13 protein-coding genes are annotated in these 16,118 nt (G+C 44.6%); 2 read left to right on the top strand and 11 right to left on the bottom strand.

The window, feature by feature from the left end; genetic code table 11:
• Positions 1-10: 10 nt before the first annotated feature.
• From M3629_RS06315 to M3629_RS06305, 3 genes are all read right to left on the bottom strand, one after another.
• Entirely contained in the window at positions 11-808 is a 798-nt protein-coding gene (locus tag M3629_RS06315) for a sulfite exporter TauE/SafE family protein (protein ID WP_154889379.1), read from the bottom strand.
• Between the two features lie 491 nt (positions 809-1,299).
• Positions 1,300-2,055 carry an SDR family NAD(P)-dependent oxidoreductase gene (locus tag M3629_RS06310; RefSeq protein ID WP_251503340.1) on the bottom strand — a complete coding sequence of 252 codons (756 nt, stop codon included), beginning with the start codon at positions 2,053-2,055 and terminating at the stop codon, positions 1,300-1,302.
• A gap of 365 nt (positions 2,056-2,420) precedes the next feature.
• Complete coding sequence (locus tag M3629_RS06305) at positions 2,421-2,861, bottom strand: DUF6376 family protein (protein ID WP_090924035.1); 441 nt, start codon at positions 2,859-2,861, stop codon at positions 2,421-2,423.
• A gap of 172 nt (positions 2,862-3,033) precedes the next feature.
• On the opposite strand from M3629_RS06305, the gene M3629_RS06300 reads away from it, so the two are divergent.
• Positions 3,034-4,002: a bile acid:sodium symporter family protein gene (locus M3629_RS06300; protein WP_090924034.1), complete on the top strand. Its 969-nt coding sequence runs from the start codon at positions 3,034-3,036 to the stop codon at positions 4,000-4,002.
• Between the two features lie 100 nt (positions 4,003-4,102).
• Here the strand turns inward: M3629_RS06300 and asd are convergent, their stop codons facing one another.
• The 4 genes from asd to M3629_RS06280 form a co-directional block, all read right to left on the bottom strand.
• The gene (gene asd / locus M3629_RS06295) at positions 4,103-5,188 is read right to left on the bottom strand and encodes an aspartate-semialdehyde dehydrogenase (RefSeq protein ID WP_251503339.1); all 1,086 of its coding nucleotides are present in this window, start codon (positions 5,186-5,188) and stop codon (positions 4,103-4,105) included.
• Between the two features lie 797 nt (positions 5,189-5,985).
• A complete protein-coding gene (locus M3629_RS06290) occupies positions 5,986-6,285 on the bottom strand; it encodes a hypothetical protein (RefSeq protein ID WP_154889385.1) in 300 nt (99 codons plus the stop codon).
• A 143-nt stretch (positions 6,286-6,428) separates the two neighbouring features.
• A complete protein-coding gene (locus tag M3629_RS06285; RefSeq protein ID WP_251503338.1) occupies positions 6,429-8,240 on the bottom strand; it encodes an ATP-binding cassette domain-containing protein in 1,812 nt (603 codons plus the stop codon).
• Complete coding sequence (locus M3629_RS06280; protein WP_251503337.1) at positions 8,237-9,094, bottom strand: energy-coupling factor ABC transporter ATP-binding protein; 858 nt, start codon at positions 9,092-9,094, stop codon at positions 8,237-8,239. The genes M3629_RS06285 and M3629_RS06280 overlap by 4 nt, the downstream gene beginning before the upstream one ends.
• A 113-nt stretch (positions 9,095-9,207) precedes the next feature.
• Here M3629_RS06280 and M3629_RS06275 point away from each other — a divergent pair, with 113 nt between their 5' ends.
• On the top strand, positions 9,208-9,795 hold the full coding sequence (locus M3629_RS06275) for a biotin transporter BioY (protein WP_251503336.1): 588 nt from the start codon (positions 9,208-9,210) through the stop codon (positions 9,793-9,795).
• 152 nt (positions 9,796-9,947) lie between these two features.
• Here the strand turns inward: M3629_RS06275 and M3629_RS06270 are convergent, their stop codons facing one another.
• From M3629_RS06270 to M3629_RS06255, 4 genes are all read right to left on the bottom strand, one after another.
• Positions 9,948-11,873, bottom strand: coding sequence for a beta-glucoside-specific PTS transporter subunit IIABC (locus M3629_RS06270; RefSeq protein ID WP_251503335.1), 1,926 nt, complete (start codon positions 11,871-11,873; stop codon positions 9,948-9,950).
• A gap of 397 nt (positions 11,874-12,270) precedes the next feature.
• Positions 12,271-13,101 (bottom strand): BglG family transcription antiterminator LicT, encoded by an 831-nt coding sequence (licT, locus tag M3629_RS06265; RefSeq protein ID WP_251503334.1) that lies wholly within the window; start codon positions 13,099-13,101, stop codon positions 12,271-12,273.
• A 294-nt stretch (positions 13,102-13,395) separates the two neighbouring features.
• Positions 13,396-14,838, bottom strand: coding sequence for a 6-phospho-beta-glucosidase (locus M3629_RS06260; protein ID WP_251503333.1), 1,443 nt, complete (start codon positions 14,836-14,838; stop codon positions 13,396-13,398).
• Positions 14,839-15,128: 290 nt separating this feature from the next.
• Complete coding sequence (locus M3629_RS06255; protein ID WP_251503332.1) at positions 15,129-15,959, bottom strand: amidohydrolase family protein; 831 nt, start codon at positions 15,957-15,959, stop codon at positions 15,129-15,131.
• Positions 15,960-16,118: the final 159 nt, after the last annotated feature.

Here is a 16,118-nt window from a genome sequence, read left to right as displayed (position 1 = left end):
GAGCGTTAAATTAGAATATCGAAGACCATACTTTAACCGCAGTAATCGCGATCAGAAGAAGCAACCCATATCGAAGTAGCCGCACATTAACCATTGAACTTACTCTCGAACCAATCGAAGCACCAATCAAACTTCCCAGCACCGTGTAAATAATCGGCTCCACCGGAATGTCTCCCGCAGATAACTTCCCAATAACCCCTCCTATTGCAGAGATGAAAACAATCGCAAGGGATGAGGCAATCGTTGTCCGAACCGGAATCTTCAGAACAGTCAACATAACAGGGATGAGTACGAATGCACCTCCAGCCCCGACAATTCCTGAAACGATCCCCACAGCAAGCGAAGTACTTGAAGCAATCATTTTATTAAACGTTAACGGTTGGTCCAGATCCAGCCGCCCCTTGCTCGGTATGAGCATTAAAACGATCGCTATGATCGCCAGAATGCCATAAACCAGATGAATCATACGTTCAGCCAGCATGCCTGAGATAAAACCACCAATTAAACTGCCCACCAGAATACTGCTTCCCATGTACAGTACCAGTTTGGAATCGATCACAGCGCCGCTAGTTTTGCCTGCTTTTGCTTTTCTGCGAAATGCAACTACGCCCGCAAGCGAAGCAAAGAACACTTGAAACATGCTGATGGCTGACACCTGATGAGCCGTGAACGGTTCGAGCCCTGCCATTTCCGGCACATACAGCAGGAGAGGGAAATTGATGATCGCCCCACCAATGCCAAGCAATCCGGAGAAAAATGAACCGATTAGACCCAGTATAAACATGATGAAGAACAACAAAAGATCCATCGGTTATACGCTTCCTTTCATGAACATAATACGAAGATACGAAATCAAAAAAAGATAAAAATTTTTGATTCCAAAAAACATATACAGAACACTTGGATTCGGGTATAATACTTTAAAACCAAGTAATTTAATCAGAAATGAGTGATTAAGCATGTTGAATGTGTTGAAGACACTTTTTGTGAATACATGTCCTCGCTGTAACGAAAAATTACAAACACATCATGATGAATTATGCTCAGTCAAAACCTGCACTCATTGTCACTATAAAGAAGAAAGTTATGGCTCACTCGGAGTCCGTATTGTGTACGACACCACAAATGGATAAAACGAGCAGCCCTTATATTGTATCATGAACTCCTAAATTTCGGGATGATTCGACACTATTGTATGATGAATTTATTACAAGAGTGAACATGAAAAGGCACAGGATGATTACATCCTGTGCCTTTGGTTCATTTTAAATGCAATATGATTTAGAGTTAGATAACCCGTTATTTCGTTTTGAAACTCAGGAAGCCATCATCAACTGCCACTGTTGTACCGTTCATTGCACTCGCGGCATCACTGAACAGGAAGGTCACCACACTCGCTACTTTTTCCGGCTGGATCAACTCTCCGCGCATATGTTGAGTGGCCAACGCATCCTTCATGGCTTGGTCATTTCCCAGAATCGGAGTTTCGATGAATCCAGGTGCCACACCCAACACGCGAATTCCATGCTCGGCCAGTTCAAGCGCACCCGATTTGGACATCATCACTACTGCTGCTTTCGCCGCATTGTAGTTGAAGCTGCCTACTGCTGCCACGCTTCCATAGATCGAAGCTGTATTAACAATCGTGCCTTGCACGTTTAATTCAACCATTTTCTTCGCACCATAATACATACCGTAGTAGACGCTGTGTTGGTCTACATCAATAACTTTGTGATAGGATTCCGGGTCCATCTCCAGAAACGGCTTTACAAGACCGATCCCAGCGTTGTTGAAAATTCCGTTGAATGTTCCATACTTTTCGACAGTCCAGTCAATCAAAGCTTTAATCTCATCACCTTTGGATACATCTACTTTATAAGCTCCGGCTTTGCCACCGGTTGCTTCAATCTCGGTCGCAACCTGTTTGGCTCCTTCTTCGTTAAAATCCGCGACAACGATTGTTGCTCCCTGTGCAGATAGTTGCAGTGCTGTTTGTTTTCCAATTCCGCTTGCTCCACCTGTGATAACAATGACTTTTCCCGTATGTTCGGACATAACATAGATCTCCTTTGCTAATTAAAATTGGTTTCAATTTACTAAATTAATGTTAGTTACTAAATAAATTTTTATATAATAACCATACTAGTCTATCATTCATTTGTCAAATGGGTCGATCATACGATGGGATTACGATAGACCGCATGTTATCCAACAAACAAACAATCACCATCATAGTATTCCTGATTGATACACGGCCAGCATTTTGGATCTTTGTCGTGATCCATATAGTTTTTCTTTCTTCAAAATAAATATGCAAAAAAGACGAGTAACCCTTCCAGATCGCCCGTCTTCTGTAACTTTCCTGTTCGAATGCTCCTTAAGGAGAAGGAAAGATTATTCTTATATTTGAATTAAACCGATTATTCCGTTTGTAATCCACTCAGTGGTTCCTTCAAGCTGTTGATGTTGTTGATCAATTCCGGAATACCTGTTTTTTCCCAATTCTCTGCGGTAATCCCTTGCTCCGCAATGGATGTTTCGAATTGGTTCATTACCTCTGTCAGCTGATTATTATAACTAACCAGATTCTCATGAATGTTTTCTCCAATAGCAGGCGCACTCATCTCCGAAAATTCTGCGGCTTCTGCTTGAATCAGATCAATCTTCTCTTGAATCTGACCCGTTACATCTGGGTTGTTGATGGCATCCGTTGCAAGTTGTTGTAACTCGGTTCCAGCACTCGATACCTGATTAATATAATCCGTAGCACCGCTTACATAACTCAAACTTTGATTGGCTTGCTCTACAATTGAACAAGCGGATAGCATCAACATACTGGAGGCCACAATGGCTGTGATCATCGTCCTGTGTCTTCTTTTTCGCCTTCGCATGATTATCTTCCTTTCTTCATCTCAGAATGATGGTACCTTACTTCATGATACTTGTTCACAAAGCTACATTGCAAATCAGCCTGCATAGCCGGACATTCCGATGTATAATAGGAGAATCACACAATAAAGGGATGTCGACATTATGCTTCAGGCCTTGAATCAACGCTTGAACCGCATCATGCCACTGATTACCCCCGCTAGTATTATCATTGGTGTTTTATGCGGCAGTTTTTTATCTTCTTACACGTATTTGTCGCCTTGGCTATTTGCCTTCATGACGTTCGCGGGCAGTATTAGTCTGAGCGTACGAGACTTTGTAAATGTCTTGAAAAAGCCTTTTCCCTTGTTTGTTTGCCTTCTGATCTTGCATTTGGCCATGCCTCTTATTGCGCTGGGCATGGGTCATCTTGTGTTTCCAACCGATGCTTATACTATCACAGGACTTGTTCTCGCTGCAGTTATCCCGACAGGCATTAGCAGTTTTATATGGGTAAGCATCTACAGGGGGAATATTGCGCTTACGCTTTCGATTATTCTGATTGATACCTTGCTGGCTCCGTTTGTTGTGCCCGGCGTGTTATCCCTGCTTGTTGGCACAAGCGTCACACTGGATACAGCAGCGATGATGAGCAGCCTATTCTGGATGATTGTTTTCCCTTCACTGCTGGGTATGCTCCTGAATGAATGGACTAAAGGTGGGATCGTTCCTGTATGGGGGCCTCGGCTTAATCCATTATCCAAATTGTTTATGGCTTCGGTCGTTGCCATTAATGGCTCGGTTGTCGCACCCTATCTGGCTGACTTCAACTGGCGTTTGGCTGGGCTGGCGGTAATTATCGTTTTTCTGGCATCCTTCGGCTATGCACTCAGTTATTTCATTGCGAGATGGCTAGGTTGGAATGAAGCGGATCAAGTGGCTCTTGTTTTTAACGGAGGAATGCGTAACATTAGCGCTGGTGCCGTTCTTGCAGTTACTTATTTTCCGCCGCCCGTTGCTGTTCCTGTCGTGCTTGGGATGGTATTTCAGCAGATGCTCGCGTCCCTTTCTGGGTACTTGCTCGGCAGACGTTCTCAGCTATTGCGCAACTCGGATAAAACCTCAGCAGCTTGATATCGATTTTACTTGCAGAAAATGGAATAAAAAAGGCTCCTGAACTGTCACTTGGAAATGACAGATTCAAGAGCCTTTTCACATTATATAAAAAAATCGCTTATTTCGGTTGAATATATCCCTCTGCTTTGAGCAGTTCAGCAATCAGTACGGCTCCACCAGCTGCTCCGCGCAGTGTGTTGTGGGACAATCCAACAAATTTATAGTCATAGAGTGAGTCTTCACGCAAACGGCCTGTAGAAACGCCCATGCCACGCTCGATATCGCGATCCAGCTGAGTCTGCGGTCTGTTCTCTTCCTCAAAATACGTAATGAACTGCTTCGGCGCGCTTGGCAGAGCCAGCTCTTGAGGACGACCTTTAAACTGAGACCAACGCTCCAGAATTTCATCTTTGCTCGGTTTTTTCTCAAAGTTCACAAAAACCGTTGCCAAGTGTCCGTCTGTTACCGGCACACGAATACATTGTGTTGTAATCAAAGGTGCAGATGCTTTAACGATCTGATTATTCTCTACATTTCCCCAGATACGCAGTGGCTCCTGCTCACTTTTTTCTTCCTCGCCACCAATGTAAGGAATCACGTTATCTAGCATTTCAGGCCAGTCCGTAAAGTTTTTGCCTGCTCCCGAAATCGCTTGATATGTGGAAGCTACAACCTGTGTCGGGTTAAACTCACGCAATGCATGTAGAGCCGGCACATAGCTTTGGATAGAACAGTTTGGTTTTACAGCGATAAAACCTGTCGTTGTACCCAGACGTTTTTTCTGAGCTTCAATAACTGCCAAGTGACCTGGGTTAATCTCAGGAATAACCATAGGCACGTCTGCTGTCCAGCGGTGTGCGGAGTTGTTGGACACGACAGGTGTACCTGTTTTGGCATAAGCCTCTTCCAGCGCCTGAATTTCATTCTTTTTCATATCCACGGCACAGAAAATAAAATCAACCTGGCTTGCAAAAGCTTCAACCTGAGATGCATCTTGCACCACAATGTTTTTCACAGGCTCAGGGATTGGAACCGCTAGTTTCCATCTTCCTTTTACAGACTCTTCATACGTTTTGCCTGCCGAGTTGGCACTTGCTGAAATCGCTGTTACTTCAAACCACGGATGTTGATCCAGCAGGTCTACGAAACGTTGACCTACCATTCCTGTTCCTCCGACAATACCGACTTTTAATTTTGCTGACATGGAATCATCATTTCCTTTCGATTTAAGTTAGAACATCTGTTACTGTCATCGTACATGGGATATTTGAAACTTGATTACCCTATCATTCACACTATTCAGGTCCATCCAAAGCGTGTAATCCCAGCTCCGAAAAAACCAAAAAATCCCATCCCCAAGACAAAAGTCTCAGGGACGAGATTGAACACTCGTGGTACCACCCAGATTCGCAAATATGTCGCCATATTCACCTCTTCAAGTATGTGAAGGATGACCCCGCCCCTATATAAGTTAAAGTAATTATTTACACGAACACTCCGATGACAGAATAACCTTCCAATCGCTGTTATCCCCAGATTTCTTGATTCCCTTTTAGTTAAGGGAAAATCCGGTGATAAAGGCGAACGCTTTCGCTTCTCCAGTTTTTTTCTGCCCTCTCCGTTTATGTGTAAAATAAAAGTTCAACTAATTTAGATGCTGTCTTCATCCGTTTATACTCTAGCTCTATAACAGGAGCGCCTGTCACACCATCCTTCAGCGTAAGCCGATTCCGATGTGCTGCTCAGAGTCTTTATTCGATAAAAGGTTCTTTGCTCCTTTTCAGCTACCGGAGCTCTCTGATGAAAGAATAATTTTTATCTACTCGTCTCGTCGTTGCATTTGATATTGCGATTATAATATCAAAATTCCAGTACGGAAGTAAACACATTTTTTAAATTAGCTTGAATTGGATGTAATAAGACAGAATGAAAAACAGCCCTCGCACGAACCGTTCACGCCGAAGGCTGCGTATATGGATTTCAATTGGACAAAAAACGTTATTACATTTTACCCGGGTATTGAGGTTCGTGCACATCATCTGGCACCGTTTCGTCAAAGACATCTTGACCCGGATAATCCCGCACTTCACCCTCGTGCAACTCATGGTTCTCATAGTCAAAACGGTGTGCAGTTCTCTGATCTGCTCGCCACGGAGAGCTCTTCCCAAGCGACTCAGACAGCAAGGTTGAACCGTAAGGACCTTCCGGAAATTCTTCAAGCGTAATGTCATTCCGCTGCGACTCTACAGTGGACACGTCTGTGTATTCTCTTCTATCTTCCTGCAAAAACTTCTCTTCCATCACTCGTCCCTCCTGATCGTCTTGAGATGATCAACGCACCTATAAGGTGAGCGAAACGTGAAGTTTTTATGCATTTTCAATGGAAAACACTGCGTTTCTGGTGTTGATACGACAAGCGAAATCAGCACCTTCATCTACGCCACTTACCAATGGCGCAACGATACCAGCACAACAAACACAAGCAGTCCAAGGATACTGATCCAGGTATCCCGCCTGCTCCAGGACAGAAGTGAGGAACGAGCGCCAAGCGCGCCGTTTTCTCTCACCTTGCGCATCTCCATCGCAATCGTCATATCCTCAGCGCGCTGGAACAACGCCATGATCAGAGGAATAACCATAGGTCCTAAATCTCGTACCCGAACCGTATTTGGCTTCAAAGCCGCTTTTCCGCGTGCCCTTACGATCAGTGAGAACCGTTGCCACTCACTCCAAATCATTGGAATAAATCTGAAAACCAAGGATACAGCCAGTGCAAACGAAGCTACAGGCAGCTTGATTTTTCTGCCGTAAGCCAGCACCCAGTTCAGTCCTTCAACCATGCGTCCATATGGCGTCGTAAGTGAGAACCACAGACTTGCAAGGGTTACGATAAACAAGCGGTAGAGATTAAGTAATGTTCCCTCGGCCTGAGTCAAGGAAAATCCCAGTTGAATCCCGTTATCTCCTGTGGCTAAGGTACTTCCCGATAGTGCTGTAGATAGAACAAAAAACAACACAAGTGGTTTCATCAACTTGATACATCCCATCAGCATTTGTCGAGGCAAGATAGCCAAAGCACCAGCCACAGGAATCAGAGTTAACGTTAGTCCCCCCCAATGATGCTGAAGCATCGCCGCTGTAACGAGCAACATATACAAAATCCATTTCAGACGCGGGTCCAGTGTGCTTTTCAGACGACCGGAAGAACTGAATGAACTGGAAGAACTGGAAGAAGGGACTGTTCTTTCGTTACCGCTCAACAATGAATCTGTTACGGCAGAAACAGCAGATCCACGCCCATCTGCTATGGAAATAACCGTTCCAGATGTCCTTGTATATGTGTCTTGTGTCATCGCAACAGTGTCATGGTCACTCTCTGCGTTGAGAAAAGTATCCGTCATCTCCATTTCGGATCTTAAAATGGATTCCGCCATTTCTTCCGGAGTCATCGCTTGAGAACTAATCGGTATCCCTGCCTCCCTCAGTTGCGCCGCTAGTCGCATGGATGGAGGCAGACCGATTCCCGCTTGCACTAATATCTCCGGATGCTGATACAGTTCCAGCGGCGTCATGTCTGCTTCCAAGCGCCCTTCCCTTAATAAAAGTACACGATCTGCATGCGGCAGGAATGTATCCAGGTCGTGCGTCGCAATGACCGCTCCTCCGCCTTCCACACGATGCTCATGCAATGAATCAAGCAGCAACTTGATACTCTGTGCCTCAAGCCCTGCGCTAGGTTCATCTAACAAAAGCCAGTCTGGCTGGGTCACATAACCAAGTGCAAGTCCTAATCTGCGCTTTTCTCCACCACTAAGTGCAAAGGGCGACCTGTCCAAGTGAAAACGTCGCTCTACATCATCTCCTCTATGGGGGTCCCAGTGTGCCAAGGTTGCTTCGATCCGCTGTTCTTGCTCAACTTCACTCAAACGATAAGGGCGAAGGGAATATAACAGCTCTCGCTTAATATTTCGGGCAAACAATTGTTGCTCTGGAAACTGGAACACAAGTCCCATCTGAAACAAAACGGACTTAGGTACCTTGCCGTCATGCCACATCGGCTCTCCTGCAAGCGTAATGTCCCCGGAATCCGGTTGCTTAAGACCAGCTATCGTCTGCAGTAGCGTTGTCTTTCCAGAGCCAGTGCAGCCCAGAAGTAGTGTGATCTCACCACGGTTCATTGTTACCGAAATATGATCAAGTAAGGTTCGTTTCGTTTCGTCATGAACTCGCACGTATATATTATTAAGTGCAATCACCAACGCGCAGCCTCCTTCACAAGCTGCTCAGGCCGGAGGGGGTTAACACCCTTCAGTCTTCCCCGCTGTTTCAAGATCAGGCATGTCTTCACTGTGAAAGGCGGTTCCAGCCCGACCTCTTCACAAGGAGAATGAAACCTTTCATACGGCTTCGTATCTGATGATGCCTCCATAGCTGTGACCTCTGGATAGAAAAAAGTCTCCGGCATGCCGTCATAGACACATTTCCCCTTACTCATAGCCATAATCCGATCACATAAGGTCGCTTCTTCTAGGTGGTGAGTAATCCAGATTACTGCCGTACCGTTGCTGGTGACGGACTGCACAATACGTTCTATGCGGTCTCTCGCATCAGGATCAAGCATCGCTGCAGGTTCATCCATAATCAGTACATCCGGCTTGGCCGCAAGGGCTGTAGCAATGTTAAGTAACTGTTTCTGTCCACCGGACAAACGGGCAATCACCATATCCAGCGGATAGTGAAGTCCCACAAGCTGTAGCGTTTCTTGTCTACGTCTAGCTTTCTCCCCGCTCGATATATGTAAATGCGATAAAGCAAAATGAAATTCTTCTTCAATCGTATCTCCCAGCACCTGTGCATCGGGCTGCTGTAACACACCGCGAATGGTCAGGTTTGCAGGCATATTTCGCTCTCCGGCGGATAAGGGAATGAAACCAAGCAGCAATCCGGCTAACGTGCTTTTCCCACTGCCATTAGCGCCCACGATACTTAACCACTCTCCCGCTTTGAGATTAAGCGAGACACCGTCCAGTGCCTTTTTAACTTCACCGCCTTCAGTAGCGTAGTGAACACGGACATCTAGCAATGAAATGATAGGTAACTTGTCTTGCATTTCGAAATTAGTCCTTTCACATTCTGAAATTATATGATAACATGCTAATCGTCAACCAAATAAAAATAACAGGTTAACAATAATTCTATCAAAATCGAAAGGATTGTACAAACATGAAATTATCTTTGAGAGGCATTGTATTTAGTGCACTTATGGCTGCTATCCTCGTTATTTTCGGATACATAAGCATACCTCTTGGCTTTTCACCTGTACCCATCACATTACAAACTTTAGCAGTGATGTTGGCTGGTGGACTGCTTGGGCCACTCTATGGCTTTCTCAGTATAGCTCTTGTCGTTGTGCTTACGGGGCTTGGTTTTCCTCTGTTACATGGTACAGGCGGTCTTGGTGTGCTACTGGGGCCAACCGGAGGATACGTAATTATGTGGCCGTTTGCCGCATTGCTGATGGGTTTGTTGCTCTCTAAAGTTGAAATTCGAGGATATAAAGGATTTTTGATGGCTTTTATTATCATTGAGCTGTTTGGATCCTTATTAAACTATGTTACAGGTGTTCCTTGGCTGGCTTATCGATTCAGTATGTCGTTATCGGATGCGATGATTCAAGGCTTCTACCCTTATATTATCGGTGATTTGGTCAAAGCCATCTTCGCCACAATTATCATTGCTCCAGTTCGCATCGTATATCCACCTTCGCGGCTGACAGGTCATATGCACTCTAATGTAGTAAAAGCAAGCTAACAGCAATCTTCCTTCCATAACCAACTATTTATTATGAACGAATCACAAACAACCGCTACATTTTTCTTGAGCGGTTGTTTGTTTAATATGAAGATAAATTATTGCAATTCATCCATTAATGAATCATCGAAATGTATATCGTTAAGCTAGACTTAGGCTTTACTTGCTTCTGTTCCGACAATTTTCAAAAGCATATCCTTGTTGCTTACTTGTCCAGTAGCTTGCGGAACAACATCATTATAATCTGCCGAATTCGTTACAATAATTGGTGTCACGGTATGATAACCAGCCGCTTTAATTTGTTCAATATCGAATTCCAGCAGCAGATCACCTGCCTTTACTCTATCGCCTTCCTCGATGTAAGAGATAAAATGCTGTCCATCAAGTTTAACGGTATCCACACCCACATGTACCAGAATCTCCGCACCTGAATCCGAAACCACGGCAAGCGCATGTTTCTTTTTAAAAGCGACGGTTACCGTCCCATCAAAAGGAGCAACAACCCGTCCAGTTGACGGCTCGATTGCAATCCCTTTACCCATTGCGCCTGAAGCAAACGCCGGATCTGGAACCTCGGCCAAATCAACAATTTTACCTTCAATCGGGCTTAATACCTCTTGATCGGAAGTAGCTGTAGCCTGAGCAGATGATTTCGAAGAAGTATTTTTACTAGGTGTAGCCGCTGCTACAGCGGGTGGTACGGATTCTGCCTTTGTTTCTTCATCATCGACAGGGTCTTTGAAGCCCATGATATACGTTAATACCGCGGAAACAATGAACGATGCCACGATACCGATAATCAAGCCTGGAAAACCTTGGCCACCCGGTCCGTAGAAGATTGGCAAAGTCAGCAATCCAGGCGCACCGGAAGCAAAAGCTTGCGTACCTGCCTGACCGATAATGGCACCACCAACGGCACCACCGATAACCCCTGCAATAAACGGACGTTTTAGCGGCAACGTTACACCGTAAATGGCCGGTTCTGTAATCCCGAACAGAGCTGTAAGTGTTGAAGAACCAGCGAGTGTTTTCAATTTTTTGTTTTTTGTTTTGAGCATGACACCAAATGCTGCACCCGTTTGAGCAAAGACAGAAGCTGTCGCTGCTGGCTTCACACCGTCCTGACCGTGTACGGCAATGTTATTAATAAATACAGGCACCAGACCCCAGTGTACACCAAAGATCACGAGCAGTTGCCAGCTTGCACCCATTACCGCTCCGGCAAGTAGCGGACTGAATCCGAATGCAGCCACCATCGCCGATGCAATGCCGTTACCGACGTATACACCGAATGGTCCGAAGACAAGCAGTGTGAGCGGCACCATAATAACAAGCAAAAATAGCGGTGTAATAAAGTTTTTGAGACTTTCATGAAGAAGCTTGTTGAAGAATTTCTCCAGCTTGCTCATCACAATAACAGCTAGAATAATTGGAATAACAGTCGAAGCATAACTCATCAGGACTACAGGAATACCGAAAAAGTCCGTTGGCGTTCCGTCCGTTTTCAACTGAATAATCGTTGGATAGATCAGTGCACCTGCTATGGTCAATGCGACAAATGCATTTCCTTGGAACTTACGTGCCGTTGTAACCGCTAACAGCAAAGGCAAGAAGTAGAACAAACTATCTGCTGCTGCATACAGAATGATATAGGTCGTATCTGTCTTTTCAAGCCAACCGACATTGTTGGCAATCAGCAACAGCCCTTTTAAAATACCGGCCCCCGCCATTACACCAAGGAGCGGTGCGAAGATACTGGAGATGACGTCAATGATACCGCCTAATCCCTTAACCTTTTTGCTGCTTTTTTCTTTACCCGATGAATCGTCCAGAATATTGCTTATTTGCCCGATTGCCTGATAAACTTCAGGAACTTTGTTGCCTACAACGACCTGAAATTGTCCACCGTTTTCCTTAACGGCAATGACACCTTCTGTTCTCTCCAAACCTGCTTTGTCGGCCTTGGAATCATCCTTCAATACAAACCGCAACCGAGTTGCACAGTGTACAAGTGATTGTACGTTTTTCTCACCGCCAACCCGTTCAACAATCTCTCTAGCTAATTTCTCTTGACTCATAATTTGCCCTCCTACGTTGTGTCTATAAAATTGAACTGAAAGTCTTTTACACGGTCACTCCGATGACAGAATAACCTTCCAATCGCTGTTATCCTCAGATTTTTTGATTCTTTTTAAAATGGGAAAAATCCGATGATAAAGGCGAACGCTTCGCTTTTCCAGGTTTTTTCTGTCCTCTTCGTTGATGTGTAAATGATAATTCAATTTATATAACAGGCTCCTACCGATTTTTTTGCACACAAAAAACCTAAGCCTTGCGTAAATGGACATAAAATGCCGAAATACACATGACTTAGGTTTTGCCTGCATAACCAGTAACAATCCCAGTTAAATCGTATTCAATTCCTGTTATAAACATAATATTATAATATGCCCATTTATGTCAATAATTAAAATGTTAACGGTTCACGACACGTTCGATGTGTACCGTAAGATATAACTTTTCCTCATTGGTGAGTTCATGATCATATTCTTTTTTGACAAACAATGCGATTTTCTCCACACATGCTGCTGCTTCGGGATGTTTCTCCTTAATCATGTCGTAAAAATGATCATAATTGTTGTCATAATGCGTCCCACTAAGCACTCGCTGGGAGAAAAACTTGAGGTGTGTGATAAAACGGAAGTAACTGAGAGACTCCTCATCAAACTCCATTTTGAAATGATACTTGGCGATATTAATAATCTGCTGGATAAACTTCGTGATATTCATCGTCGTAATCACTTCTTCGTTCATTTCCGCATTCACAATATGTAGCGCAATAAAAGCCGCTTCATCTGTCGGTAGCTCGATATTCATCCTACTGTTGATCTGCTCCAGCATGCGAAGTCCCAGCCCAAACTCGGCCTTGTACAACTGCTTGATCTCCCACATCAAAGCATTTTTAATTTCGATTCCCTCATGATAACGCTCGATGGCAAAATGAATATGATCTGTAAGCGAAACATAGATATTCTCATTCAATTTACGCCCCAAATTGTCACGCGCATGGGCAATCATTTCCTCCACAATCTCAACAAGTTCCATCGGAACTTCACGCAAAAGCGTTTTGAAATTATCGGATGTCTGTTTGTTTTTCAAGGCAAATACTTTTTGAATGCGGGTCTCGTCTACTTTATCTCCCGGCTTCTTCTTAAAGGCAATCCCACGTCCCATCACCACAAGCTCTGCCCCGTCGGCCTGATAGATGCTAATGACGTTATTGTTGATAACCTTTGCTATTTTCACTTCAATCCCCCCGTCACGTTCCACTCTCTAGTCGCCAAGATATATTCAATTATGGGCATGCAAAAAAAACCTGGAGCATCACAAAATAAACAAGACGTGGCGGTCTGCTTTTTTTGGTGCTCAGGTTTTGCCTACGCGTGTGATGTAGTAACAATCCCAGTAACGATATATTTGCGTCAAGTATAGCGTGAACTGCGTTATATGTCAACGCTTTCAACGGTCAGACACGAGGAAGTTACATGAATCGCGCAACTTCCCCGTGCTTGGAAACAGCTGGGCTCAAAAATACTGAGATTACTTTTCTCCCAGGTCCGTACCGCCAGACGCAATGACATTTTTATACCATTCGAAGCTTTTCTTTTTGATCCGAGTCAACTCGCCCTTACCTTCATTGTCACGATCCACATAGATGTAACCGTAACGTTTTCTCATCTCCCCGGAAGAAGCACTGACGATATCGATAGGCCCCCAGCTGGTATAGCCAATGATGTTGCAGCCATCCTGAATGGCTTCACCCATCTCAGCTACATGGCGTTTCAAATAATCGATTCGGTACGAGTCATCGACTTCACCCTCAGGGGTCACCTCATCATGTGCACCAAAGCCATTTTCCACCACAAACAGCGGTTTCTGATAACGGTCATGTAGCTGATTCGCCGTAATGCGGAAACCTTTGGGATCAACCGTCCATCCCCATTCCGATTTGGCCAAGTATGGATTCGCTATGGAACCGAACACGTTGCCACTGGTCATATTTTTGTTCACTTCTGGGTCAGTACTTGTTGTCCGACTTGAATAATAGCTGAATCCAATATAGTCTACCGTGTGGTTTCGCAAAATGTCAGCATCCTGCGGCTCCATTACAATGTTCAGGTTGTGATCCTTGAAGAAACGTTTGGCATAACCCGGGTACTCCCCGCGTGACTGTACATCGATAAAGAAGTAGGACTCTCTGTCTTTCTCCATGCCCTGGAATACATCTTCGGGATTACATGTATACGGGTAGAAACTACCTGCTGCAAGCATGCAGCCAATCATGGCATCAGGGATGATCTTATGACAAGCTTTAACGGCAAGCGCACTTGCAACGAGTTGATGGTGTGCCGCTTGGTATTGAATTTCTTTGATGTTGTCACCTTCCGTAAACGCCAGTCCGGCACCAAGGAAAGGAAGATGAAGCAACATGTTGATCTCGTTGAACGTCATCCAATATTTCACTTTATCTTTGTAACGGGTAAATACCGTTTTGGCATAGGTCTCAAACAAATCAACCAATCTGCGGCTTCTCCAGCTACCATATTTCTCAATCAGATGTACAGGCACATCGAAGTGAGCCAGCGTAACCACCGGCTGGATGCCATGTTTCAACAGTTCATCAAATAGATCATCGTAAAATTTCAAACCCGCTTCATTCGGCTCTGCGTCCTCACCTGTCGGGAAAATCCGTGCCCAGGCGATTGATACACGTAATGCTTTGAACCCCATTTCGGCGAAAAGAGCAATATCTTGCGGATATCTATGATAGAAATCAATCGCTTCATGTGATGGGTAAAACTCGCTAGCGAGCGGTGTAAACGCTGGAACGTTGCCTTTCATAATGCTTCTACGGTTTTCTCCCGTCGGCAACAGGTCAACGATGCTCAGCCCTTTACCACCTTCAAGGTATGCTCCCTCTGCCTGATTGGCCGCAATCGCTCCCCCCCACAGAAAGTTTTCAGGAAATTTAAATGTTGTCATTTGTATTCTCCTTTCAAATATGTAACTCCATGATCCGCCCCTTTTCTGCCCTCCAGATCTGCCACTTGGAAAATAGAAAAAACCCGAACCAGCCTGTATACACGATAGCGTGTCTCACAAGCCAGCTCAGGTTATGCCCGTATTCGGTAACATTCCCAGAAAACATTATGCGGATTAGATAAAACATTACCAAGAAACAGGAAATATGTCAACGCGCGCATTTTAATTAGACATACCTGTTGGCTCATCAAAGGTTTACTTTTTTTATGTCAGCCCCGTTTCTCAAATGCTTATAATTTGTAAAATGTAGCACAGTTATCACCAAAAATCAGCTGCCGCTCCGCTTCTGGCAAGCTCTGAACATGCGTTTGCAACAGATTGAAAACCTGTGCGTATGTACCAGCTACGGTACATACCGGCCAGTCTGATCCATACATCACTCGCTTTGGTCCAAAGGCTTGAAGCACGGTATTTATATAAGGCGCAAAGTCTTCCTGTGTCCACTGGTTCCAATCCGCTTCGGTGACCATGCCAGACAATTTGCAATAGACATTTGGATATGCCGCAATCGCTTCCATGGTTTCCTTCCAAGGCGAACCGATTCCAGCCTTAATGTCCGGTTTAGCCAGATGGTCAATGACAAAGCGCTGCTGTGGGAACTTTTGAACCAATTCTACCGCATAAGGAAGTTGCTCCTTCGATACGAGCAAATCGTAGGCTAGATCGTGCTGTTCCAGCAGGGCAATGCCTCGTTGGAAGTCCTCACGCAACACGAACTTTTCATCAGGCTCGTCCTGAATGACATGACGAACCCCCTTCAGCCACGGGTTAGCCGCAAACTTTTCCAGTTGAGATAAGGCTTCCTTAGAGCGTAGATCTACCCAGCCAACTACGCCTTTAATGAAACCATGCTTGTCCGCAAGTTCGAGAAGCCACTCGGTTTCTTCAAGAGTTTGGCGCGCTTGAACAGCTACACAGCCCGAGAGGCCGGAATCCGTAAGTATTGGCTCTAGGTCTTCTGGCAGAAATGAGCGTTGAATCACACTCATCTCTTCACCGATCCATCCATAATCACGAATGTTATAATTCCAAAAATGTTGATGTGCATCGAGTTTCATCATAAGTGCCCTCCTCTGTTGTCCACGTTAGTTCAGTCTACTAACATTCATATTAATATAAATCAAATGCAGCAGATAAGCACTAATTTTCGAATGAATTTTATTCCAATTGTAATGGTATTTCCTTCCTGTTAACTGTGATATATTTACTGTTCAGAAAAC

Source organism: Paenibacillus polysaccharolyticus (genome assembly GCF_023714295.1).
Classification (GTDB): Bacteria; Bacillota; Bacilli; order Paenibacillales; family Paenibacillaceae; genus Paenibacillus; species Paenibacillus polysaccharolyticus_A.
The sequence above is the reverse complement of the archived record's forward strand: the minus strand, read 5'-3'. Positions and strand labels throughout refer to the sequence as shown.